This is a genomic window from Hyphomicrobium sp. GJ21 (genome assembly GCF_001006785.1).
Lineage (GTDB): Bacteria > Pseudomonadota > Alphaproteobacteria > Rhizobiales > Hyphomicrobiaceae > Hyphomicrobium_B.
Map to the genome: position 1 here is coordinate 526,796 of NZ_CDHO01000002.1, position 21,538 is coordinate 548,333.

At 61.3% G+C, this 21,538-nt stretch carries 21 protein-coding genes and 1 pseudogene; 12 read left to right on the plus strand and 10 right to left on the minus strand.

Annotated elements, in window-relative coordinates:
* Positions 1 to 90 precede the first annotated feature (90 nt).
* The 3 genes and pseudogenes from HYPGJ_RS05470 (at position 91) to metH (ending at position 5,841) form a co-directional block, all read left to right on the plus strand.
* The gene (locus HYPGJ_RS05470) at positions 91 to 1,131 is read left to right on the plus strand and encodes a metalloregulator ArsR/SmtB family transcription factor (protein WP_244466017.1); all 1,041 of its coding nucleotides are present in this window, start codon (positions 91 to 93) and stop codon (positions 1,129 to 1,131) included.
* The gene (gene metF, locus HYPGJ_RS05475) at positions 1,131 to 2,048 is read left to right on the plus strand and encodes a methylenetetrahydrofolate reductase [NAD(P)H] (protein WP_046846234.1); all 918 of its coding nucleotides are present in this window, start codon (positions 1,131 to 1,133) and stop codon (positions 2,046 to 2,048) included. The genes HYPGJ_RS05470 and metF overlap by 1 nt, the downstream gene beginning before the upstream one ends.
* Positions 2,049 to 2,075: 27 nt before the next feature.
* Positions 2,076 to 5,841 (plus strand): annotated as a pseudogene (gene metH, locus HYPGJ_RS05480) (methionine synthase).
* A 640-nt stretch (positions 5,842 to 6,481) separates the two neighbouring features.
* Here the strand turns inward: metH and HYPGJ_RS05490 are convergent.
* The 3 genes from HYPGJ_RS05490 to HYPGJ_RS05500 are packed head-to-tail and all read right to left on the minus strand — an operon-like array spanning position 6,482 to position 8,917.
* Positions 6,482 to 6,979: a GNAT family N-acetyltransferase gene (locus HYPGJ_RS05490; RefSeq protein ID WP_046846236.1), complete on the minus strand. Its 498-nt coding sequence runs from the start codon at positions 6,977 to 6,979 to the stop codon at positions 6,482 to 6,484.
* Position 6,980: 1 nt separating this feature from the next.
* Positions 6,981 to 8,120, minus strand: coding sequence for a polysaccharide deacetylase family protein (locus HYPGJ_RS05495; protein ID WP_046846237.1), 1,140 nt, complete (start codon positions 8,118 to 8,120; stop codon positions 6,981 to 6,983).
* Complete coding sequence (locus tag HYPGJ_RS05500) at positions 8,117 to 8,917, minus strand: enoyl-CoA hydratase (RefSeq protein WP_046846238.1); 801 nt, start codon at positions 8,915 to 8,917, stop codon at positions 8,117 to 8,119. The genes HYPGJ_RS05495 and HYPGJ_RS05500 overlap by 4 nt, the downstream gene beginning before the upstream one ends.
* 229 nt (positions 8,918 to 9,146) lie before the next feature.
* Between HYPGJ_RS05500 and cysE the strand changes: the two genes are divergently transcribed.
* Genes cysE through HYPGJ_RS05515 form a run of 3 tightly spaced genes read left to right on the plus strand, consistent with a single transcriptional unit; the run spans position 9,147 to position 10,763 of the window.
* Entirely contained in the window at positions 9,147 to 9,974 is an 828-nt protein-coding gene (gene cysE / locus HYPGJ_RS05505; RefSeq protein WP_013215758.1) for a serine O-acetyltransferase, read from the plus strand.
* A 21-nt stretch (positions 9,975 to 9,995) separates the two neighbouring features.
* A complete protein-coding gene (locus HYPGJ_RS05510; protein WP_046846239.1) occupies positions 9,996 to 10,211 on the plus strand; it encodes a DUF3126 family protein in 216 nt (71 codons plus the stop codon).
* Between the two features lie 18 nt (positions 10,212 to 10,229).
* Entirely contained in the window at positions 10,230 to 10,763 is a 534-nt protein-coding gene (locus tag HYPGJ_RS05515; protein ID WP_046846240.1) for a gamma carbonic anhydrase family protein, read from the plus strand.
* Positions 10,764 to 10,861: 98 nt separating this feature from the next.
* Here HYPGJ_RS05515 and HYPGJ_RS05520 read toward each other — a convergent pair whose 3' ends face one another.
* The 3 genes from HYPGJ_RS05520 to HYPGJ_RS05530 all read right to left on the minus strand — a co-directional run bounded on the left by HYPGJ_RS05520 (position 10,862) and on the right by HYPGJ_RS05530 (position 13,143).
* Entirely contained in the window at positions 10,862 to 11,500 is a 639-nt protein-coding gene (locus tag HYPGJ_RS05520) for a transglutaminase-like cysteine peptidase (RefSeq protein WP_244466018.1), read from the minus strand.
* Positions 11,501 to 11,707: 207 nt separating this feature from the next.
* Positions 11,708 to 12,334 carry a PilZ domain-containing protein gene (locus tag HYPGJ_RS05525; protein WP_046846242.1) on the minus strand — a complete coding sequence of 209 codons (627 nt, stop codon included), beginning with the start codon at positions 12,332 to 12,334 and terminating at the stop codon, positions 11,708 to 11,710.
* A 182-nt stretch (positions 12,335 to 12,516) separates the two neighbouring features.
* On the minus strand, positions 12,517 to 13,143 hold the full coding sequence (locus HYPGJ_RS05530) for a PAS domain-containing protein (RefSeq protein ID WP_244466019.1): 627 nt from the start codon (positions 13,141 to 13,143) through the stop codon (positions 12,517 to 12,519).
* A 217-nt stretch (positions 13,144 to 13,360) separates the two neighbouring features.
* On the opposite strand from HYPGJ_RS05530, the gene HYPGJ_RS05535 reads away from it, so the two are divergent.
* Both HYPGJ_RS05535 and HYPGJ_RS05540 read left to right on the plus strand, forming a co-directional pair.
* A complete protein-coding gene (locus tag HYPGJ_RS05535; RefSeq protein ID WP_046846244.1) occupies positions 13,361 to 14,089 on the plus strand; it encodes a rhomboid family intramembrane serine protease in 729 nt (242 codons plus the stop codon).
* A gap of 174 nt (positions 14,090 to 14,263) precedes the next feature.
* A complete protein-coding gene (locus HYPGJ_RS05540; protein WP_046846730.1) occupies positions 14,264 to 14,695 on the plus strand; it encodes a CBS domain-containing protein in 432 nt (143 codons plus the stop codon).
* Here the strand turns inward: HYPGJ_RS05540 and HYPGJ_RS05545 are convergent.
* From HYPGJ_RS05545 to folE, 3 genes are all read right to left on the minus strand, one after another.
* On the minus strand, positions 14,677 to 15,696 hold the full coding sequence (locus HYPGJ_RS05545; protein WP_046846245.1) for a patatin-like phospholipase family protein: 1,020 nt from the start codon (positions 15,694 to 15,696) through the stop codon (positions 14,677 to 14,679). The genes HYPGJ_RS05540 and HYPGJ_RS05545 overlap by 19 nt on opposite strands.
* Positions 15,697 to 15,874: 178 nt before the next feature.
* Positions 15,875 to 16,324 carry a phosphoribosyl-AMP cyclohydrolase gene (hisI, locus tag HYPGJ_RS05550; RefSeq protein ID WP_046846246.1) on the minus strand — a complete coding sequence of 150 codons (450 nt, stop codon included), beginning with the start codon at positions 16,322 to 16,324 and terminating at the stop codon, positions 15,875 to 15,877.
* Between the two features lie 24 nt (positions 16,325 to 16,348).
* Positions 16,349 to 16,960, minus strand: a complete 612-nt coding sequence (folE, locus tag HYPGJ_RS05555) for a GTP cyclohydrolase I FolE (protein WP_046846731.1) — start codon at positions 16,958 to 16,960, stop codon at positions 16,349 to 16,351.
* Positions 16,961 to 17,095: 135 nt separating this feature from the next.
* On the opposite strand from folE, the gene HYPGJ_RS05560 reads away from it, so the two are divergent.
* The 3 genes from HYPGJ_RS05560 (at position 17,096) to yidD (ending at position 18,896) form a co-directional block, all read left to right on the plus strand.
* On the plus strand, positions 17,096 to 17,554 hold the full coding sequence (locus HYPGJ_RS05560) for an iron-sulfur cluster assembly scaffold protein (protein WP_046846247.1): 459 nt from the start codon (positions 17,096 to 17,098) through the stop codon (positions 17,552 to 17,554).
* A 248-nt stretch (positions 17,555 to 17,802) separates the two neighbouring features.
* On the plus strand, positions 17,803 to 18,465 hold the full coding sequence (locus tag HYPGJ_RS05565; protein ID WP_046846248.1) for a hypothetical protein: 663 nt from the start codon (positions 17,803 to 17,805) through the stop codon (positions 18,463 to 18,465).
* A 125-nt stretch (positions 18,466 to 18,590) separates the two neighbouring features.
* Positions 18,591 to 18,896: a membrane protein insertion efficiency factor YidD gene (yidD, locus tag HYPGJ_RS05570; protein WP_046846249.1), complete on the plus strand. Its 306-nt coding sequence runs from the start codon at positions 18,591 to 18,593 to the stop codon at positions 18,894 to 18,896.
* On the opposite strand, the gene HYPGJ_RS05575 is transcribed toward yidD, so the two are convergent.
* Entirely contained in the window at positions 18,872 to 19,354 is a 483-nt protein-coding gene (locus HYPGJ_RS05575; RefSeq protein WP_046846250.1) for a hypothetical protein, read from the minus strand. The two genes, yidD and HYPGJ_RS05575, sit on opposite strands and share 25 nt — an antisense overlap.
* Before the next feature lie 231 nt (positions 19,355 to 19,585).
* Between HYPGJ_RS05575 and thrS the strand changes: the two genes are divergently transcribed.
* Positions 19,586 to 21,529, plus strand: a complete 1,944-nt coding sequence (thrS, locus tag HYPGJ_RS05580) for a threonine--tRNA ligase (protein ID WP_083984041.1) — start codon at positions 19,586 to 19,588, stop codon at positions 21,527 to 21,529.
* Positions 21,530 to 21,538: the final 9 nt, after the last annotated feature.

Here is a 21,538-nt window from a genome sequence, read left to right on the forward strand (position 1 = left end):
CGGTATCTGGACGCTTGCTAAAACGTGGTTAAGGACTGTCCGAGGTTTTGGTAGGACCAAAGGGGGCTTGACACATAAACATATGTTTATATGTTTACCGCCATGCCGACGGCGGAACTCAAAACATCGGATCTCGTGACAGCGCTGAAAGCAGCGGCTGAGCCGACGCGCCTGCGCATTCTTCTGCTGCTCGCGGGCGGGGAGCTGAACGTAAAGGATCTGACCCTGGTCCTCGGGCAAAGCCAGCCGCGCATCAGCCGGCATCTGAAGCTGCTGTTCGAAGCCGGCCTGATCGAACGCTTCCGCGAGGGCAGTTGGGTCTATTTCCACATTTCGGACCGCCAGCCCGGCGGCCGCTTGGCATTACGCCTCGTGGCCGACGTCGACCCGTTCGAGGCGGCGGTTCGCCTCGATCGCGAACGGGCCGATGCTTTGAAGCGCGAGCGCGAAGCGTCCGCCCAGGCCTTCTTCGAAAAGCACGCTGCCGATTGGGACCGCATCCGCACGCTGCACGTCGCGGAACGGGAAGTCGAAGCCGCGATGCGCGAAGCGATGGGCAGCGGACCGTTCCGCTTCCTGCTTGATCTCGGAACGGGCACCGGCCGCACGCTTGAACTGTTTTCCGATCGCTTCGAACGCGGGCTCGGCATCGACGTCAATCAGGCGATGTTGGCGTACGCGCGCGCCAAGCTGAACACGGATGGCTGTACGCGCGCGCAAGTCCGGCACGGCGACATCTATGCGCTGTCGATCGCCGACCGCCAGGCCGACGCCATCGTGATGCATCAGATCCTGCACTTTCTGTCCGATCCATCGCTCGCGATCCGCGAGGCGGCACGCGTTCTGGCGCCCGGCGGCAAGCTGCTGATCGTCGATTTCGCGCCGCACGAACTGGAATTTCTGCGCACGGAAGAAGCGCACGAGCGTCTTGGCTTTTCGCACGACCAGATCAGCGGCTGGCTGAAGGATGCCGGTCTCGTTCCGCGCATGGTGCGGGATCTGACTCGCAAGCCGGGCGGCAGCGAGGACATTTTGACGGTTACGCTTTGGCTTGCCGAGCGGCCGGGGGACTTCAAAGGCAATACGAACAGAGATGCCGCGGCCACCGGCACTCTTGAGGAGGCTCGGTGATGGCTCAGGGCAACGAACGCAAAAGCAAGCTTCTCGGCTCCGGCGACATCGTCGTGAGCTTCGAATTCTTTCCTCCGAAGACGGAGAAGATGGACGAGACGCTGTGGTCGTCGATCTCGCGTCTTGCGCCGCTGCGCCCCGAGTTCGTGTCTGTCACCTACGGAGCAGGCGGTTCGACGCGCGAACGCACGCACGCGACCGTCACCCGTCTTCTGCGCGAAACCGATCTGAAGCCTGCCGCGCATCTGACGTGCGTCGATGCCTCGAAGGAAGAGGTCGACGCCGTTGCGAGAGCATACTGGGACGCGGGCGTTCGCCATATCGTGGCGTTGCGCGGCGATCCGGCTCAGGGCGCAGGCACGAAGTACGAACCTCATCCGGGCGGATATACGAACGCCGCCGATCTCGTTTCCGGTCTGAAGAAGATCGCGAACTTCGAGATTTCGGTTGCGGGTTATCCGGAGACGCATCCGGAAAGCCCGTCGGTCGAAGCCGATATCGAAAATCTGAAAGCCAAGGTCGACGCCGGCGCCGATCGCATCATCACGCAGTTCGGTTTCGACAATGCGCATTTCCTGCGCTATCTCGAACGCGCACGTGCCGCAGGAATCTGGGTGCCGATCTCGCCGGGCATCGTGCCGATCCACAATTTCAAGCAGGTGTCGGGCTTCGCAAAACGCGCTGGCGCCACGGTGCCGTCATGGCTGGCGCGCCGTTTCGAAGGCCTGGAAGACGACCCGGCGACGACGCACCTGGTGGCGGCGGCGGCAGCGACCGAGCAGGTGATGGACCTCGTCGACGAAGGCATCAAGAAATTCCACTTCTACACATTGAACCGCGCCGACCTCGTTTACGCCATCTGCCACCTGCTGGGCTTGAGGTCTGCGAGAACGGATGCCAGCGCCAACGCGGCGTAACCGAATACACTGAATGCGAGGCATGAGATGAGACGTAAGCCGAGTTGGGCAGCGCTGGAAAAGGCCGCGAGCGAACGCATCCTGATCATCGACGGCGCGATGGGTACGATGATTCAACGCCACAAGCTCGGCGAAGAACACTATCGCGGCGAGCGCTTCGCGGACCATTCCAAGGACGTCAAAGGCAACAACGATCTGCTCGTCCTGACGCAGCCGAAGGTCATCGAAGGCATTCACGCCGAATATCTCGACGCCGGCGCGGACATCATCGAGACGAACACGTTCAACGCGCAGCGCATCTCGCTCGCCGACTATCACATGGACGAGCTCGGCTATGAGATCAACGTCGCGGCCGCGAAGCTCGCACGCAGCGCCGCCGACGCCGCGACCGCCAGGACGCCGGAGAAACCACGCTTCGTTGCCGGAGCCGTCGGCCCGACCAATCGTACGGCGTCGATTTCCCCGCAAGTCAACGATCCCGGTTTTCGCAACGTCAACTTCGACGAACTGCGCGAGGCGTACAAAGAGCAGGTGCGCGGATTGATCGACGGCGGCGCCGACATCATTCTGATCGAAACGATCTTCGACACCTTGAACGCCAAGGCCGCGGGCTTCGCGACGCTCGAGGTGTTCGAGGAAAAAGATCTCGAGCTGCCCATCATGATTTCGGGCACGATCACCGATCGCTCGGGACGCACGCTGTCGGGCCAGACGGCGGAAGCCTTCTGGTATTCGATGCGGCACTTGAAGCCGTTTTCGATTGGCTTGAATTGCGCACTCGGTGCCGAGTTGATGCGCCCCTACATCGCCGAGCTTTGCCACGTCGCCGATGTTCGCATCTCGGCCTATCCGAACGCCGGATTGCCGAACGCGATGGGCGAATACGACGAAACGCCGGATGAAATGGCGTGCAAGGTCGAACCCTGGCTTGCCGACGGACTGATCAACGTCATCGGCGGTTGCTGCGGCTCGACGCCCGATCACATCTCGCACATCGCCAGCCACGCAAAGAACTACAAGCCGCGGACGCCGACGAAACTGGAACCGCGCCTGCGCCTCTCCGGCCTCGAACCTTTCGTCCACGGGTGAAATCAAAAAAATGACAGCAGGAAATGCCGCGCAATTGTTCATCAACGTCGGTGAGCGAACGAACGTCACGGGGTCGGCGAAGTTTCGCAAGCTGATCGAGCAAAACGACTATGCGGGTGCGCTGACCGTCGCGCGCCAGCAGGTCGAAGCGGGCGCGCAGATCATCGACGTCAACATGGACGAGGGCCTGCTCGATTCCGAGAAGGCGATGACCACGTTCATGAACATGATCGCGTCGGAGCCCGACATCTCGCGCGTGCCGGTCATGATCGACAGTTCGAAATGGAGCGTCATCGAGGCGGGCCTGAAGTGCGTGCAGGGCAAGGCGATCGTCAACTCGATCAGCATGAAGGAAGGCGAGGGGCCGTTCCTCGAACAGGCGCGCAAGGTTCTGCGCTACGGCGCGGCCGTCGTCGTCATGGCCTTCGACGAGGTCGGCCAGGCCGACACGATCGAACGCAAGGTCTCGATCTGTGAGCGCGCCTACAAGCTGCTGACGGAGAAAGTCGGCTTTCCGCCCGAAGACATCATTTTCGATCCGAATATTTTCGCCGTCGCGACCGGCATCGAGGAGCATAGCGGCTACGGCATCGCCTTCATCGAGGCGGCGCGTCAGATCAAAGAAAAGATGCCGCTCGTGCATATTTCTGGCGGCGTCTCGAACCTGTCGTTCGCGTTTCGCGGCAACGAGCCGGTGCGCCAGGCGATGCACTCGGTGTTTCTCTACTATGCCATTCAGGCCGGCATGGACATGGGCATCGTCAACGCCGGTCAGCTGACGGTTTACGACGACATCCCGGTTGAACTGCGCGATCTCTGCGAAGACGTGATCTTCAACAAGCGCCCCGACGCAACGGATCGCCTTCTCGACGCCGCGCCGAAATTCAAGGGCGAGGGCGGCGCGAAAGCCAAGGAGAAGGATCTCACCTGGCGCGAAGGCACGGTCGAGCAGCGGCTCTCCCACGCGCTCGTCCACGGCATCACGGAATTCATCGAGGTCGATACCGAGGAAGCGCGCGCCAAAGCCGAAAAGCCGCTGCACGTGATCGAAGGTCCGCTGATGGCGGGTATGAATATCGTCGGCGATCTCTTCGGCGCCGGAAAGATGTTCCTGCCGCAGGTCGTCAAGTCGGCGCGCGTGATGAAGCAGGCCGTCGCGTATCTGCAGCCTTATCTTGAAGCGGAAAAGATCGCCTCAGGCGTCGATCAGATGCCGTCAGCCGGCAAGATCCTGATGGCGACGGTGAAGGGCGACGTCCACGACATCGGCAAGAACATCGTCGGCGTCGTGCTCCAGTGCAACAACTACGAGGTGATCGATCTCGGCGTGATGGTTCCCGCCGCGAAGATTCTCGAAACTGCAAAAAAAGAGAAGGTCGACATGATCGGCCTCTCGGGCCTCATCACGCCGTCGCTCGATGAAATGTGCTTCGTCGCCGCCGAGATGGAGCGCGAAGGCTTCGCGTGCCCGCTGCTGATCGGCGGCGCAACGACGAGCAAGGTGCACACCGCCGTCAAGGTCAGCCCGAACTATCAAAAGGGTCAGGCGGTCTACGTGCTCGATGCCAGCCGCGCCGTCGGCGTCGTCTCGAACCTGCTTTCGGAAACCGAAAAAGAGCCGTTCGTCCAGAACATCAAAACCGAATATGCGAAGGTGCGCGAAAATCACCTTGCGCATGAAGCGCGCAAACAGCGCATCACGATCGAAGCCGCGCGCGCCAACAAGTTCAAGATCGATTGGAATGCGTTCAAGCCGGTGAAGCCGAGCTTTCTCGGCGTCCGCGCGTTCCAGAACTACAACCTCGCATCTCTCGTGCCGTACATCGATTGGACTCCGTTCTTCCAGGCTTGGGAGCTTGCGGGCCGCTATCCGCAAATTCTGACCGATAACAAGGTTGGAGCCGAGGCGAAGAAGCTCTTCGACGATGCGCAGGTTCTGTTGAAACGGCTGGTCGAGGAGAAATGGGTGACGGCGTCTGCCGTCGTCGGCTTCTGGCCCGCGAACAGCATCGGCGACGATATCGTGGTGTATACGGACGATACGCGCTCGACGCAGCTGACGACGCTGCATACGCTCCGTCAGCAGATCGCCCGCGATCCATCGCGCAACCGCGCGCACACCGCGCTCGCCGACTTCATTGCGCCGAAGGAAACCGGCGTCGCCGATTATATCGGCGGCTTCGCCGTGACTGCAGGCATCGGAGAAGACGAAGCGATCGCCAAGCACATCAAGAAAACCGACGACTACAGCCGCATCATTGCGAAGGCGCTGTGCGACCGCCTCGCTGAGGCCTTCGCCGAAGCGATGCACCAAAAAGTACGCCGCGAGCTTTGGGGCTATGCCAAGGGCGAGAAGCTGACGAACGACGATCTGATCCTCGAAAAGTATCAGGGCATTCGTCCCGCGCCCGGTTATCCCGCACAGCCCGACCATACGGAAAAGGCCACGATCTGGAAGCTGATGGACGTGCAGAACAATGCAGGCATCGAGCTGACGGAAAGCTTCGCGATGTGGCCGGGCGCCGCCGTATCCGGCTTCTATTACGCGAATCCCGAAAGCCATTACTTCGGCGTTGGCAAGGTTGAACGCGATCAAGTCGTCGACTACGCGGCGCGCAAGGGCTGGACGGTGGAAGAAGCGGAGCGCTGGCTGTCGCCGGTTCTGAATTACGACCGCCAGACCGCGACGACGAAAGCGGCCTGATCACCCAACACGACGGATGAAAAAAAATCGGCGCGGTCACATTCAGTGCCGCGCCGATGGTCATTTGGCTCGCGCCAGGCTTCCTGCAAAGTCCCCGTCTCGTTGGCTCCTTGGAGCGTTTGCCGCGGGTTTGCGATTCAGGCGTTCCTCTCGAAAGTCGCTCTCAGATTGCCCCGATCACGACCGCAAAAACGAAACCAAATGACAGGACAGTAGCAAGGGCATTGAAACTCGCTTGCAAGGTCATACCGTCACCTCTCGAATGAGAGTTTTGGATTCCGTCGCGCCTCTCTCCGAAGCGTGTCGAAAGCTACGCAGCCGCCAGCAGTGCTGACAAGTTAAAAGCATTTTGCGATGCAGAGAGAACGCCTTGATTTCTAGGCGTTTCGATGCGTCGGGATGCGTGCGATCACATCGGAAGCCGTCATATGCATCGCACGCCCGTCGCGACGGCTTCGATCGGAGAGTGAGGGAAAAATCCACGTTTCCAATCGCCGATCCGCCGAGCGCTCATTTCATGCGTTGCGAAAAATCTGACGGCGTGATCGCCAGCCACGCAAGAAATGCGGCGCACAAAAAAGAACTGTAAATAATTATCCTTACGCTTTGAAATGCGCGTCATGACGGAAGAGATCGCCGTTCAGTCGGCCGTCAGGCGCTTGCGCAACAAAATCTCCGAGCTTCCCTCAACGACGAGATCGCTCAGAGTCGCGATGCGATTGAATCCGTGCTTCTCGTAAAAGGACAGCGCGCGCGTGTTGAATTCCGACGCCGCGACCCAGAGATTTTGCGCGCCGATGCCGCGCGCTTCGCTCTCGAGCCAGTCGAGGATCGCGCCGCCGATGCCGTGGCTTTGATAGCCGGGAAGAATGCCGAGAAACTGCAGGTAGGGACCGCGCAGCCAGTTGTTTCGGATGCTGATCGCTCCGGCGATGACGCGGTCGGCCTTGATCGCGAAACGCGGCGCGCCAGGTTCCTCGTTCGCGAGAAACGCCGTCAACGCGTCGCCCGTGTAGGCATAACGCGCCCAGGGATCGATACGTGAAAGCAGCGGGCCGACGGTTTTCGCCGCGACCGGCGTCATGGGCTCGAGGTCGAACCCCTTCAGCTGGACGGCCTTTATGCGCAGGCTCGCCATGTCACTTCGCGCCGTCTGCCGGTTGCTTTGCGCGCGAGCGCTGCTGAGGCTTCACCGACGTCGCCCAGGGCTTGCTCGTCTTCGCTGTTGCCGCGCGTTGTGCGGGAGCTGATGCAACCGATTGCTGGCGCGGCGCCGCGTTCAGCGGATGCTGCAGGGCGCCGATGAAATCGTAGCGGTTGGTGTCGCCGGGCTTGCGGTCGTAGCACTCGGCCGTGATGACCGGCTTGCCCATGCCGACAAGCTCGCTGACGGTGACGAATTTGTAGCCCTTCGCCTTGAGCTTCGGAATGGCGATGAGCAGCGCTTCAGCCGTGTGCCAGCCACGCCCGTTGGCGTGATTGACGATGATCGATCCGGGCTTGGTTTCGTTGACCATCGCATCCGCAATGCGCTTCGCCGACGTGTGCGGATCGGGATCGCCGGTCGCGACATCCCACTGGATTGCGAGCATCCCGGCATCATTGACGGCTTTCATCGACGCGTCGTTACAGGCGCCGTAGGGAAAGCGAAAAACTTTTGGCAGCTCGGGAATGTCACGCAATGCGTTCGGCGACGCGGCGAGGCACTGGTTGCCGCCAAGATCGGCGCGCGCGTCGGCATAAGCCTTTTGCGGAGCGACCACCTGCTGCCGCACCGCCGCCGGAGCAAGCAGCCTCAGGTTCGCGTGCGTTTCCGTGTGATTGCCGATTTCGAACAACGGATCGAGCATCAGCTGTTCGGTGCGGGCGCGGTGCGAGGCGATCCATTTGCCGCCCGCGAAGAACGTCGCCTTGACGCCTTGCTGCCGCAGATAATCGAAGATGCGGCCATCGTATCCGGCGATCTCGCCGCGCTGTTCGCAAAGATCGAACGTCAGCGCGACGACCTTTTCTCCGCTCGCGATATCGACGCGCCGGATCGCTCCGCGCAAGGTATCCGGCACGGCCGGGGCCGGTTTGAAATCGCCGAGCTTGATCGGCGCATCGAAGCTGCGATTACCTTTCGCGGCCTGCTCTTCGCCCGGCACGCCTGCGAGCGCGGCGGCCGAGAAGCACGCATTCTGAACCGCCGCATCAGCAGCGAATCCCGCCGTCGCGAATGCGAGACCCGAGAGCCCGGCGATCAGAGAAAGAGCAAATCTATGACTCGAATGTCTCATTGGCCTTTGAAAACCGGTTTTCGCTTCTCAAGAAAGGCGCGCCGCCCTTCGGCGTAATCGTCGCTCGCAAAACAGGCTTCGACAGCGGTGTCGAGTTTCGCCATGTCCGGATGTTCCGGCCGCCGTGAGATTTCGTCGATCACGCATTTCGCGGCAGCGACGGACAGAGGTGCGTTCTCGGCGATCTCTTGCGCCAGGGCTCTGACGGTCGCTTCGATTTCGCCTTTCGGCACGAGCTGCGTAATGAGCCCCATCGCTTCCGCGTCGGCGGAGCGGAAACGCCGGCCCGTGAACAGCAGCTGCTTGGCGCGATCGGCGGGCACGGCGGAAAGGATAGGACGAACCCACCGCGCGTTGTAACCGATGCCGAGCTTGGCTGCGGGAATTGCGAACTGGCTCGTGTCGTCCGCGATCCGCATATCGCAACAGAGCGCCAGCCCGAGACCGCCGCCCAGGCAAAATCCCTGGATCATTGCGATCGTCGGCTTTTGACAATCGATCAACGCGTTGAAAGCGGCATCGTTCAGCGCGTCGTAAACCTTGGCGGCGTCGCCGGTGCGTCCGCTCTCGAATTCAGAGATGTCGGCGCCCGCCGAGAAGGCTCTGTCGCCCGCCCCGCGCAGCACGACGACGCGAACCTCGCTGTCGGCGGTGGCCCGTTCGATCGCTTCGGGAAGCGCGCCCCACATGCCCCCGGTCAGCGCGTTCATGCGCGACGGATTGTCGGCTGTAATCCAGGCGATTGCGCCGTCTTTGCCATATCTTAGTGTCGGGCCGTCGCCGTTGGTCTCTGCCATTCCAGGGCATCCTTATGACTGTCGGGGGGCTATTTAATGAGCAATTCAGGGTACGGCAAAGATCGGCGCCGGTGGCAGATGCGCGCGGTGCGGTAAGACTTATATACTGAGGACAGGTTCTCTGATTGACCCGGGCGCGAGCCATCGTTAATCGGCTGAGATAATCGTCAGAGGACGGGTCATATTGCCGGCACGATGATGCCGGAACCTTGCGAGCAAGAGGCCTTACGTGTCGAACGCCAAGACAGCAACGACGAAGATCCAGATCGTCGACCCTATCTGGGCGCAGATACGGTCCGAGGCGCAGGCCGCGATGACGGCCGAGCCCGCGCTCGGCAGTTTCATCTTTGCGACGGTTCTGAGTCACGAGCATCTCGAGGAGGCGATCTGCCATCGTCTCGCGCAGCGTCTCAATCACACCGACGTCGACGCCGGGCTGATCTCGCAGACGTTCCTCGGCGTGCTTCAGGACGACAATAAACTCGGCAAGATTTTCCGGGCCGATCTCTCCGCTGTCTATGATCGCGATCCCGCCTGCACGCGCTATCTCGATCCGCTGCTCTATTTCAAAGGCTTTCACGCGCTGGTCACGCATCGCTTCGCGCACGCGCTTTGGAAAAGAGGTCGTCGTGATTTTGCGCTTTATCTACAAAGCCAGGGCTCGCGCTTTTTCGGCGTCGACATTCACCCGGCGGCGCGCTTCGGGCAGGGGATCATGCTCGATCACGCGACCGGCTTCGTCGTCGGCGAAACGGCGGCCGCCGGCGACAACTGCTCGTTCCTGCATGCCGTGACGCTCGGCGGCAGCGGCAAGGAAACAGGAGACCGCCACCCGAAGATCGGCGATAACGTCCTCGTCGGAGCGGGCGCTAAAATCCTAGGCAACATCAAAGTCGGCTCGTGCTCGCGCATCGCCGCCGGGTCGGTCGTCCTATCGGACGTTCCTCCGAATGTTACCGTCGCCGGAGTTCCGGCAAAAATTGTTGGCAGTGCCGGTTGTTCGGAACCCGCCCGCTCGATGGAGCAGGGTTGGGTTGACGATTTCGGCGGCCTCTGACGCTCACCAGGAGAGAAGAACTTGAAGAAAGACGAGCTAGCAAAGCTGCAGGCCTATTTGCGTAAAACGTTCGGCGCGCCGTCGCTGGAAGTTCGGCCGCAGCCAAAGAAAGACGACATGGCCGAGGTCTTCATCAATGGTGAGTTCGTCGCCGCGCTCTATCGCGAGGAAGAAGAAGGCGAGATCTCCTATCAGCTGCAAATGGCCATCCTCGATATGGATCTCGAAGGCGTTTGAGACTGCGAGGAATTGCCGATGACTCTCTACAACCTGGACGGCGTTGACGTTGCAACGCCTGCCAGCGGTTCCTTCTGGGTCGCGCCCAACGCGGTGGTGCTCGGCAAGGTAAAGCTGGAGGAGGAGGCCAGCGTCTGGTTCGGCGCGGTGCTGCGCGGCGACAACGAGTGGATCACGGTCGGCGAGCGTTCGAACGTGCAGGACGGCTGCGTGCTGCACACCGATCCCGGGTTTCCGCTGACGATCGGCGCCGATTGCACCATCGGCCATATGGTCATGCTGCACGGCTGTACGATCGGGCGCGGCAGCCTGATCGGCATCGGCTCGATCATTCTGAACGGGGCTAAGATCGGTAACGAATGCGTCATCGGTGCGAATACTCTGATCCCCGAGAACAAGGAAATTCCGCCGCGCTCGATGGTGATGGGCTCGCCGGGAAAGATCGTCCGTCAGATCAGCGATGACGAAATCGTGCGCTTTCAGCGCGGCGCCGGACGCTACGTCGCCAACTGGAAGCGCTTTGCCGCCGGGCTAAAGCCGCAGGCGTCCTGACGCCAATCGCGTTATCGGGCAAACATCATAAGTCTCGCCCGATGCCGACGGCAGAGGCGAGACTGATTGTTCGAGCAGGGCCAGCTTCACGGCCAGTTTCAGGGAAAGACTTCGATGCCCTGAAACTCGGTGGGTTCCGGAGTGGACTGAACGCCCGCAATCGCCGCCGGCGTCGTAGCATCGTTCGGATCGAGCGAGACCCACGCCTTCGGATCAACAAACGATTGCCGCATCACGTAATGGTACGGCGTCTGGTTCCACAGCCGGACGACGTCGATCTTGTTGTCGAGAATGTAGTCGCCGAGCGTCGTGCGCACGGTCAGCACCGCATGCCCTTCGTTCTTTTCGTCGCGAACGACCGTCATGAGAAACGCGCTCGACGGCCAGCCGCGTGCGATCAGACGGTGGCGCTTGAGAAGCGCATAGTCCTCGCAATCGCCGCGCGTCTTCGGCAGCGTCCAGTATTCGGTGACGCCGTAAACTTCCATATCGGTCGCCGGTTCGATCTCATGATTGACCGTGCGATTGACGACGTCGAGCTCGCTCAGATTCTCCGGCGTCGCCTCGATGCGCGCGTCGGTGTAATTCTTGGAGACGCACTCCGCCGGCTCCCGCTCGCAGAACGAGACGAAGCCATAAGGAGGCTGCGAGCTGCCGTAGATCCGCATGAATTCCGGAGCGCGCTTCGCTGCCGGACTGACAATGGCAAGGTGCTGCGCCGCCGCCGGCATAGCCATGGCCACAAAACTCAAGGCCACGCCAATGGCCACGCTACCGTACATCATGATACGCCCTCGAACACGGTACGATACACTACGCGAAACACTTGTTTTTAGCATGAATGCTGTCATCGGCATTCGAGCTAAAAACGTATAAAAATTTAACTTCGAGATTTTGGCAACTCGGCGGGCGATTTGGGGCATCACACAACCAACGCAAAACGATTATGGAAAACTGTCGCGCAGCGCCTCGGGAGATTGCAGAGTCAAGAATTGCACCCCGATGCCCTGTGCATGATGTCGCCGAACGATCGCCCTGGTTTTGCCGGCCACGACAAAACTCCCAAGCGGCGGTCGCGCCGGCGTTCCGAGCGACGCGCCCGATGCTGAAAGATCGAGCAGTTCCACGTCGATGATGACGTCTTCGACCCTCAACGTCGTTCGTCGCCCGCGAGTTCCGACGCGCTCGTGCAAGCGGCCGGCTTCTTCCGGGAAGTCACTCCGGTTGATGAGCCACATAATCTGTGCTGCGAGTTTTTCCCGCTTGTGCTCGGTGACTTTGAAACTGAAAGCAAAACCATCGGGCGTGTGGCGCGCGACGACGCCTTCGACGCCTCCGAGGTGATCGAAATAGGCGATGACGCGCTCGCCGATTTCAGGCGCATGCGGAGAGACGACAGCCGCGCCGCCGACGGAGATGTTTTCAAGCTGGCAGTTGAATTCGTTTCGGTCGGCGCGCATGAAGCGTCCGGCCAGTGACAACGGCAAACGGCGATGCCGGCGCATGTCGCGCGCGACGGCTGCGTCCTGGGGGCGCAAAGGTTCGCGGAGTGTTGTCGAATACGCGGCCATTGCCGGTCCTTGAGGTCCTGAAAAACCTGGTTGGGACATCGGCCGCGAGCGGCTCGGAGACGACCCGCCTCAACTATGAGGAACGGTCCTTAATGAACTTCTAATTTGCGCGTCATAATCGGCTGCGATGTGGGTGCTCGGCGCCCTTAACGCGCCGAAAGGTTAGTTTTGAACCAAAATGATCAGTCGTTATCGACGCGGCTGAGACCGCCTTCGTAAACCCTGAATTGACGGCGGTTCGAGCGGACGATCCTCGCCTCGCGGATCGTCGGCATCAGGGCGGGAATATTGCTGCCTTGCTCTGCAGGAAGTGCGACGCCGTCTGGCCAGATCAGTTCATGACTGAGGAGCTTGCGCTGGGTCAGCGCGACGGTTCCGAGCCAGTTTGGCCTCGCGACCGGCGTCAGCGCACCGAGGAAGCGATCTATGGTGTCGCGCGTGTGCGTCAACGGCAAAATCAGAAGCTCGAACTCGGTCGACAGTCCGCTCGTGCTGCCGGCGCTGATCCGAAACACGCAGACGGCGCCCTCCGAGGCGCTGGCGATCTGCTGCGCGATGATGCGCGCGTCGCCATCCTCGAAAAGCCGGAACAGATCGACGCCGCGAAAATCGATGCCGAACGCCTCGCAGATGCGGGTTCCGGCGAGGCGGAAGCGCAGGCTCGATGGGCTGACGCGTTCCAGGATAAATGTGTCGGGCAGATTTCCCGAGATGCACGACGGCTCGATTTCGAAGCGCTTCGGCGCCACACGGTCGCCGCGGAGACTATTCCAATAAGAATAGAGCGCTTGACTGACAGATTCTTGCATGAGCATGCGCCCGTCCTGTTGGCTAAGGTATCGGCCTGAGCCGTGCCATTCCGGTACACGCCGTCGCGGCGAGTATCGGAGCTGTGGACGAGGGAGCATCCTTCATGCCATCGGGGAGGAGCCCGGCGCCCGCCGCCGGTTAACGCGCCTGCGATCGACATGAACCTTAACGAGGCCGGGGAGCGGCGAACGCTCCAGCCGTCAGAGTGGGAAGCACGTGACCAAGCGAGAACCAATCTTCAATGTGCCGGGCGGAGTGCTTGCGACGCTCGCCGTCTTGATCGCCGTTCATGTCGCGCTCTCGCTTCTGAGCCCGCTGGAGTACGAATGGTGGGTTCTCGCCCTGGCGTTCATCCCGGCGCGCTATGCGGGCTTCGCTTCCCAGCTGCCCGGAGGCGACACCGCGTCGATCACGTCGCTGATCACCCACATGACCGTGCACGCCGACATCATGCACCTCGGATTTAATGCGGCGTGGCTTCTGGCATTCGGCTCCGTGCTTTGCGCGCGGCTTGGCAGCCTGCGCTTTCTCGCCTTCTCGATCATGGGCGGGCTCGCAGGCGCGCTGCTGTTTCTCGTGTTCAATCCCGGCCTCGCCGCACCGGTGATCGGCGCGTCCGGCGCCATCTCCGCGATGATGGGCGGCGTGATGCGGTTCCTGTTCAACGCCATTGATCGCCGCGAAGGCTATTTGCTTCGCGAGCAACCGCGATCGATTCCGCGCATGTCTCTCGCGCAAAGTCTGAAGGATCGCCGCGTCGTTCTCGCGTCGCTCGTATTCGTCGGCGTAAATCTCCTGGCAATTGTAGGATTTGGCAAATTCGGTGAAAGTGGCGCGATTGCATGGGAAGCGCATATCGGCGGATATGTATTCGGCCTATTCGCATTCGGCGCTTTTGATGCTGCAACGCAAAACACTGCTCCGCCTGCGTCCGAATTCGATTGAGTGCTTGCATTCGCGACAAATTTGCCTCAGCCTTCAATGCAGTTCGCCGCCAAGAGCGGACATACAGTGGGAGACGCTGCGGAAGCCGGCCAGATACCGGACAGCGCCATAAACATCAGGGCGCATATCGTCCGCTGTATTCGGTACGGCCTTCCAGAAAAGGAGGCTGGAGCTGTGATTATCGGACAGATACTCAAGTCAAAGGCGCGCGGTGTGATGACGGCGCGGCCGGAAGATACAATTCAGGAAATCGCGCTGCGCTTGTCGAGCCGCAAGATTGGCGCCATCGTTATCGTTGGCGAGACCGGCAAGGTCGTCGGCATCATTTCAGAGCGCGACATCATTCGTCTGATCGCCGAGCATGGTGCGGAAGCGCTGAAAATGCCCGCAAGTCGTGGCATGACCCGTAACGTCGTATCGTGCTCGGAAACCTGCACGATCGACGAGATCATGGATACGATGACGCGCGGCCGTTTCCGTCATCTGCCGGTGATCAACGACGACGCTCTCATCGGAATTGTTTCGATCGGCGATATCGTCAAGCATCACACCGCTGAGGTCGAGTTGGAAGTGACCGCGATGCGCGGCTACTTGGCGACCGGCTGAAGCGCACTCGAAGACGACATGGACAGCGCGCGCCCGCGTTCCTCGACGCTCGGCGCGCGTTTCTTTTCTCGCGTTCCGATCTCGCGAACGATATCGTCGAGCTGACGTTCGAGCGCCTGGCTGCCGCGTTCGATCGCCTCCTTGGCGCGATGAAAATCAAAAAGCCCGACATCCTGCAATCTGGGTGAGATCATCACGTCCGGCGGATCGCCCGCGAGACGAGATCGCGCGATGCGGTCCTGCACGATGTTGAACGCATCGACCATGACGGTCGAGATTCCCGGCGCTCCGTCGCCACGCCCGAAGAACTGCCGATGCAGCAACGCGCGAACGCCGGTCGTCGCCTTATCCGTGCGCGCGTCTTCATCCACCGCGAGACTTTGCGCTTCTTCCTCCTGATAGAGCGCTTCCGGCATCGACATGACGCTGCCGCGCCCGAGGATATCGAAATTGAGATTGACTGCGATGACGTACCTCGCGCCAAGCGCGCGGCACACGGAAACCGGGATCGGATTGACCAGCGCGCCGTCGAACAGCCAGCGGCCGTTGACCTTGACCGGCTTGAACACGCCGGGCAGCGCGTAGGACGCGCGAACGGCATCGACGAGCCGCCCGCGAGACAGCCAATGCTCGTGCCCCGTGCCGACTTCCGTTGCAACGGCGGTGAAACGCGTTTTCAGGCTTTCGATATTGCAGTCGCCGAGATGCTGTTCGAGACGTCCGCAAAGCCGCTGGCCGCTGATCAGGCCGGTGCCTGCGAGGTTGAAATCGAGATATCCGAAGATCCGCTTCGGCGTCAGGTCGAGCGCCCACTGTTCGAGATTATCGAGGTGGCCCGCTGAGTAGCAGCCGCCGACGACCGCGCCGATCGACGTGCCCGCGATGATATCAGGTTGAATGCCGGCTCGCGCCAGCGCCTTGAGGACGCCGATGTGGGCCCAGCCTCGCGCCGCGCCTCCGCCTAACGCCAATCCGACCTTTACGTCCGACATCCCCGGCATGTGGCACTCCCGACCGTCTCGGGCGGAACGCGTCGAAGCGCGATGGCCTTTGAGGTCTTTCCTTTTGGGGAATGCTACCGCGGGCGCATTAAGACGCCGCTACCAAGAGGTAAGCGATCGATGAACGCCGCCGGCAATGCCTATTGTAGTTGAGGCAACTCGAAGCCGACGCCGAACGTCAATCGTGATCGGCGTGAAGCGGCAGGCCAGCGGGCTCGAGGCTCAGGCTTGCGGACGGGTCCGGCGATGCGATGAGGCGGCGATAGAAACAGGACGGCGCGCCCGTGTGGCACGCAACGCCGTCGCCTTCGACATCGACCAGAAGCCAGACGACGTCCTGATCGCAATCGGTTCTGACTTCTTTGACGGAGAGAAGATTGCCGCTCTCCTCGCCCTTCTTCCAGAGCTTGCCGCGCGACCGGCTCCAGAAGTGCGCGAGCCCGGTCGCGATCGTTTGCTGAAGCGCTTGTTCGTTCATGTGCGCGAACATCAGAACGTTGCCCGATGTCGCATCGGAAACGATGGCGGGGATCAGTCCGTCGGAACCGAACTTGGGAAGAAAGGACGACGTTTGTTCGATCGTCTCGCCGGGCCGAAGCGCGGGCGAACTTTTGCTCGTATCAGTCATGTGGATCCTGTTGCGGAACGGCGGCTAGTCGCGGACCACCGCCATGAAGCGATCGCGTAGCGCCGAATTGCGCTCGAACTCGCCGAGAAAACGAAACGTGACGGTGGCCACGTCACGCTGCTGAACGCCGCGCGCCGCCATGCAGTGATGGCGCGCGCTCATCATGATCGCGACGCCTCTCGCCTGAAGCCCTTCCTCGAGCGTCGTCGCGATCTGTTCGGTAAGACTTTCCTGCGTCTGCAAACGCCGGGCGAAGATATCGACGACGCGCGCGATCTTTGACAATCCGACGATGCGGTCCGACGGCAAATAGGCGACATGCGCGGTGCCGAAGAAGGGCGCGATATGGTGCTCGCAATGGCTCTCGAAGGCGATATCCTTCAGCAGCACCATTTCGTTGTAGCCCGACGGATCTTCGAACGTCTGCGCAAGTTCCGCCAGCGCGTCCTGCTTGTAGCCTTTGAAGTATTCCCCGAATGCTTCCGCCACCCGCTCCGGGGTTTTCTCCAGTCCCGGACGCGCCGGATTGTCGCCGCTCCAGGCGATCAACGTGCGCACGGCCTCTTCGGCCTCGGCGCGCGACGGGCGGCGCGGCGACAGCGCGGTAACGGGCGTCGGGAGGGTGAGCTTTTTCATGTGATCCGTGGCGTTGCGAGCGAACGCCGGTCCTCGCATTGGCGGCCGGCGTACCCTATATAGGAGGCCCTATATACGACGAGCCGGGCATTTGGACGAGTGTCGATGCGCGGCGTCGGTGAACCATAGGTTTCCATGGCCGACCTCGACGAAATCTACAACACGCGCATTCTGGAGCTGGCAGGTGCGATTTCGCACACCGAACGCCTGGAGCACGCCGATGCCCGGGCGACGGCCCATTCCAAGCTCTGTGGCTCGACCGTAACCATCGATCTGGCGCTCCGGGACGGCCGCGTCAGCGATTACGGACAATCGGTCAAGGCGTGCCTGCTGGGCCAGGCCTCGGCCTCCGTCATGGCGCGGGAAATCGTCGGATCGACGCCCGATGAGCTTCACGCCGTCGCCAGAAAGATGCGCGCCATGTTGAAGGACGGCGGCCCTCCGCCGGCCGGGCGCTGGGCCGACCTCGCAACGCTCGAGCCCGTCCGCAATTACAAGGCTCGCCACGCATCGACCCTGCTTGTGTTCGATGCTGTTGAAAGCGCGCTCGACGATATCGCCGCCGGGCGCGACGCAGCAGTCGCCGGGCAATAACCTTTACGCCAAAAACATTCGGCGCCTCGCTTCGATGCTCATCAGCAAGGCTCGCTTTTCCGATATTTTGCGTCTTGGTCCCGAGCAGCATTTCTTCCCGCGACATTGTCTCATGCGTGTTCCGCCTCAACGGGAAAACTGGGAGTGGAAGTCTTTCGCGCCTGCGGGTATGCCCTACGGGGTTGCGCGCGTTCGCCCTTGGATCACGCATAGGGAGCGGCGCGGCATGAAGGGAATGGAGAGTGTTGATGGCGTCTAGCGGCGACAACGTTAAACCGGGCAGCGATAGCCATTCGCCTATCGGCGCGATCAAATGGGGCGCGATCGCCGTCCTCGCCGTGCTCGCGATTTACGGCATCCAGGGCAAGACGTCGGCCGAAGGGCAGCTCTCCACCCTCAAGAGCGAAGCCGACGCGTTGAGAAAGCAGGTCGACAACGCGCTCGGTCAGCGGAAAACCTCGCAAGAAGAAATCGCGCGCTTGAAAACCGCCGAGGCCGACGCCCTGCGTCAGGTCGAGGAAGGCAAGGCCGACGTTTCGACGGCGATGGCGAAGGTCACCGAACTCGAAGCGAAAACGCAGGGCCTGGACAAGGAAATTCAGGATCTGAAATCGAAGCTGGCCGCGACGGAAGACCAGCAGGCGAAGTCGGGCCGTGCTTTGGACGACGCCAACAGAGGCAAGGCGGAGCTGGAAAAGGCGAGAGCCGACGCTGAAAACGCCAGGGCGGCGGCCGAAAAAGCCAAGGCGGATGCCGAGGCAGCGGTCGTGTTGCTTCAAAAGCAGATCGAGACATTGAACACCGAGCTTCAGACGGCTCGCAAAGACGCCGAAGCCGCCAAGGCCGCTGCCGCTCAGCCATCGGATTCGAAATCACCAGCCCCGGCGACTCCCGCCTCGCCGCAGCCGTAAAAACTTCCTCGCAGTCCAGATTTCGCTTTGGGTGAAGGCCCCGCAAGCTCCGCACTTGCGCTCTTGCAGGAACATGGGCTTTGCTGAGGGCTGTGTCTGTCAGCTGCCAGCCCGTTCGAATCTCGATGAGCCGCATAGCAAAGGCGCTGATGAAAGCGCCGATCCACGTTTATCGCGTCACGTTCAAAGCGCTGGTCGGTGGCCAATGCCGCCACTGGCCGACGTGCTCGCAGTATGGGTTAGAGGCCATCGAACTCAACGGTGCGTGGCGTGGCTTCTGGCTGACGCTATCCCGCTTCCTGCGCTGCGGACCGGGCGGCACCCACGGAATAGATCCGGTGCCGGACATTCGCGCCGATCGCCACCCGTTTGCGCCGTGGCGCTACGGGCGATGGGGACGGCACGCTCAGGCGGCTGCCACCGACGACTGAGTCCCCGAAGCGTCCGACGCTGCATCGGCCTCGAAAGCCGAAAGGTCGTGAGCCGACCCGGGAAAGAAAACATCGCGATCGAGCTGCATGACGCTGCGCATCAGTTCGAGCAGATTGTCGAACGCGACTTTCGCGATCAGCTCGAAGCACATCATCTCCCAGGCATTGGCGCCCTGATATAATTGTCCCGCGAGAATGGTTTTCACCGTGATCTCCGGGCAGGCGTCGTTTTTCAGAAACGCGGCGAGCGACGGCGCGACCGCGGGCGGGATCTTGATCGTCCCCTCGGGCCAGCTCTGCGAGTAGGCGGCGCGGCGGAACAAGGTCTCGGTCATGAAATGCGTTTCGAGCGCAGCCTGCACGGCGGGGTCGACAACCGCCTGCACGAAACAGGTCGGGCGCACCTTGCCCTGGATGTTGACCATCCGCTTGCGGATGAGAAGTTTTGCGGCTGACACGGCGGCTCCCCCGATTTGAGAGACTGACGCTACGCCAGAAGCGTAAGAATTGGCCTTTGCGAATGCCTAGAATTGCGTCGGTCCCGTAAGGACTTCGGCAACGTCTGAGGCAGCCCGACAATTCACGAGCCGTTAAGACGCCTTGACTTGAACCGGCGGTGCCCCCATTAGCGGTTCCGACATCGTCTTACGCCGCGCCCGTTGGCGGCGAGTGAGCACAGGAGGCCCGACATGACCGACGTCACCATTACGTTCCCCGACGGCAAACAGCGCCAGGTCAAAGCCGGAACGACGGGCCTCGAAATCGCCAAATCCATATCGCCATCGCTCGCCAAGCGAACCGTCGCTATGCAACTCGACGGCGTGCTGTCGGATTTGGCCGACCCGATCAACAAAGACGTTTCGATCAATTTCGTCGCCCGCACCGATCCGGCAGCCTTGGAGCTGATCCGGCACGACGCCGCACACGTCATGGCGGAAGCCGTGCAGTCGCTCTGGCCCGGAACCCAGGTGACCATCGGACCGGTGATCGACAACGGCTTCTTCTACGACTTCGCCAAGCAGCAGCCGTTCGAGCCGGAAGACATTCCGAAGATCGAAAAGAAGATGGGCGAGATCATCGCCAAGAACGCGGCGTTCACGAAAGAGTTCTGGTCGCGCGATGACGCCAAGAAGTTCTTCCGCGACAAGGGCGAGGTCTTCAAGATCGAACTCGTCGACGCGATCCCCGCTGGCGAAGACCTGAAGATCTACAAGCAGGGCGAATGGCTCGATCTCTGCCGCGGTCCGCACATGACCTCGACCGGCCAGATCGGCAAGGCGTTCAAGCTGATGAAATTCGCGGGCGCCTACTGGCGCGGCGACAGCAACAATCCGCAGCTGCAGCGCATCTACGGCACCGCCTTCGCGACCGAGGATGAACTCAAGGCCTACCTGCATCAGCTCGAGGAAGCCGAGAAGCGCGACCACAGAAAGCTCGGCCGCGAGATGGATCTCTTCCATTTCCAGGAAGAAGCGCCGGGCTCCGTCTTCTGGCACGCCAAGGGCTGGACGCTGTTCCAGACTCTAATCGCCTATATGCGCCGTCAGCAGCAGCGCGCCGGATATGAGGAAGTGAATTCTCCCGACATGATGGAGAAGCACTTCTGGGAACTCTCCGGTCATTGGGAGAACTACGGTGAGAACATGTTCACGACCGTCCTGCCGGACGAGCGCGTGTTCTGCTGCAAGCCGATGAACTGCCCTGGCCACGTGCAGATCTATAAGAACGGTTTGAAGAGCTATCGCGACCTGCCGTATCGCATCGCCGAGTTCGGCAAGGTGCATCGCTACGAGCCGTCGGGTGCGCTGCACGGAATGCTGCGCGTGCGCCACTTCACCCAGGACGATGCGCACATCTTCCTGACCGAAGATCAGATCATGGAGGAATGCCTCAAGATCAACGATCTGATGCTCTCGATCTACAAGGACTTCGGCTTCGAGGACATCGTCATCAAGCTTTCGACCCGGCCCGAGAAACGCGTCGGTGCGGACGAGTTGTGGGACAAGGCCGAGAAGGCGCTGGGCGATGTGCTTGACGAGGTCAAGCGGCGCTCGAACGGGCTGATCAAGACCGAAATCCAGCCTGGCGAGGGCGCGTTCTATGGTCCGAAGCTCGAATACGTTTTGAAGGATGCGATCGGCCGCGACTGGCAGTGCGGTACGACCCAGGTCGACTTCAACCTCGCCGGACGACTTGGCGCGTTCTACATCGACGAGCACTCGGAGAAGAAAACGCCGGTGATGGTGCACCGCGCGATGTTCGGGTCGCTCGAACGCTTCACCGGCATCCTGATCGAGAACTTCGCCGGACATTTCCCGCTGTGGCTCGCGCCGCTGCAGATCGTCGTCGCGCCGATCGTGTCGGACGCGAACGACTACGCCAACGAGGTCGCTCAGAAGGCGAAGGCGCTGGGCCTGCGCGTCGAGACCGATCTTCGCAACGAGAAGATCAATTACAAGGTGCGCGAGCACTCGCTGGCGAAAGTTCCGGTGCTGCTCGTTGTCGGCAAGCGCGAAGCGGAAGAGCGGAAAGTTTCCGTGCGCCGTCTCGGCTCACAGGATCAGACCGTGATGAGCCTCGACGACGCTCTGAAATCCCTCGCCGCCGAAGCTATCCCGCCCGATTTGCGGTGAGCGCGTGGC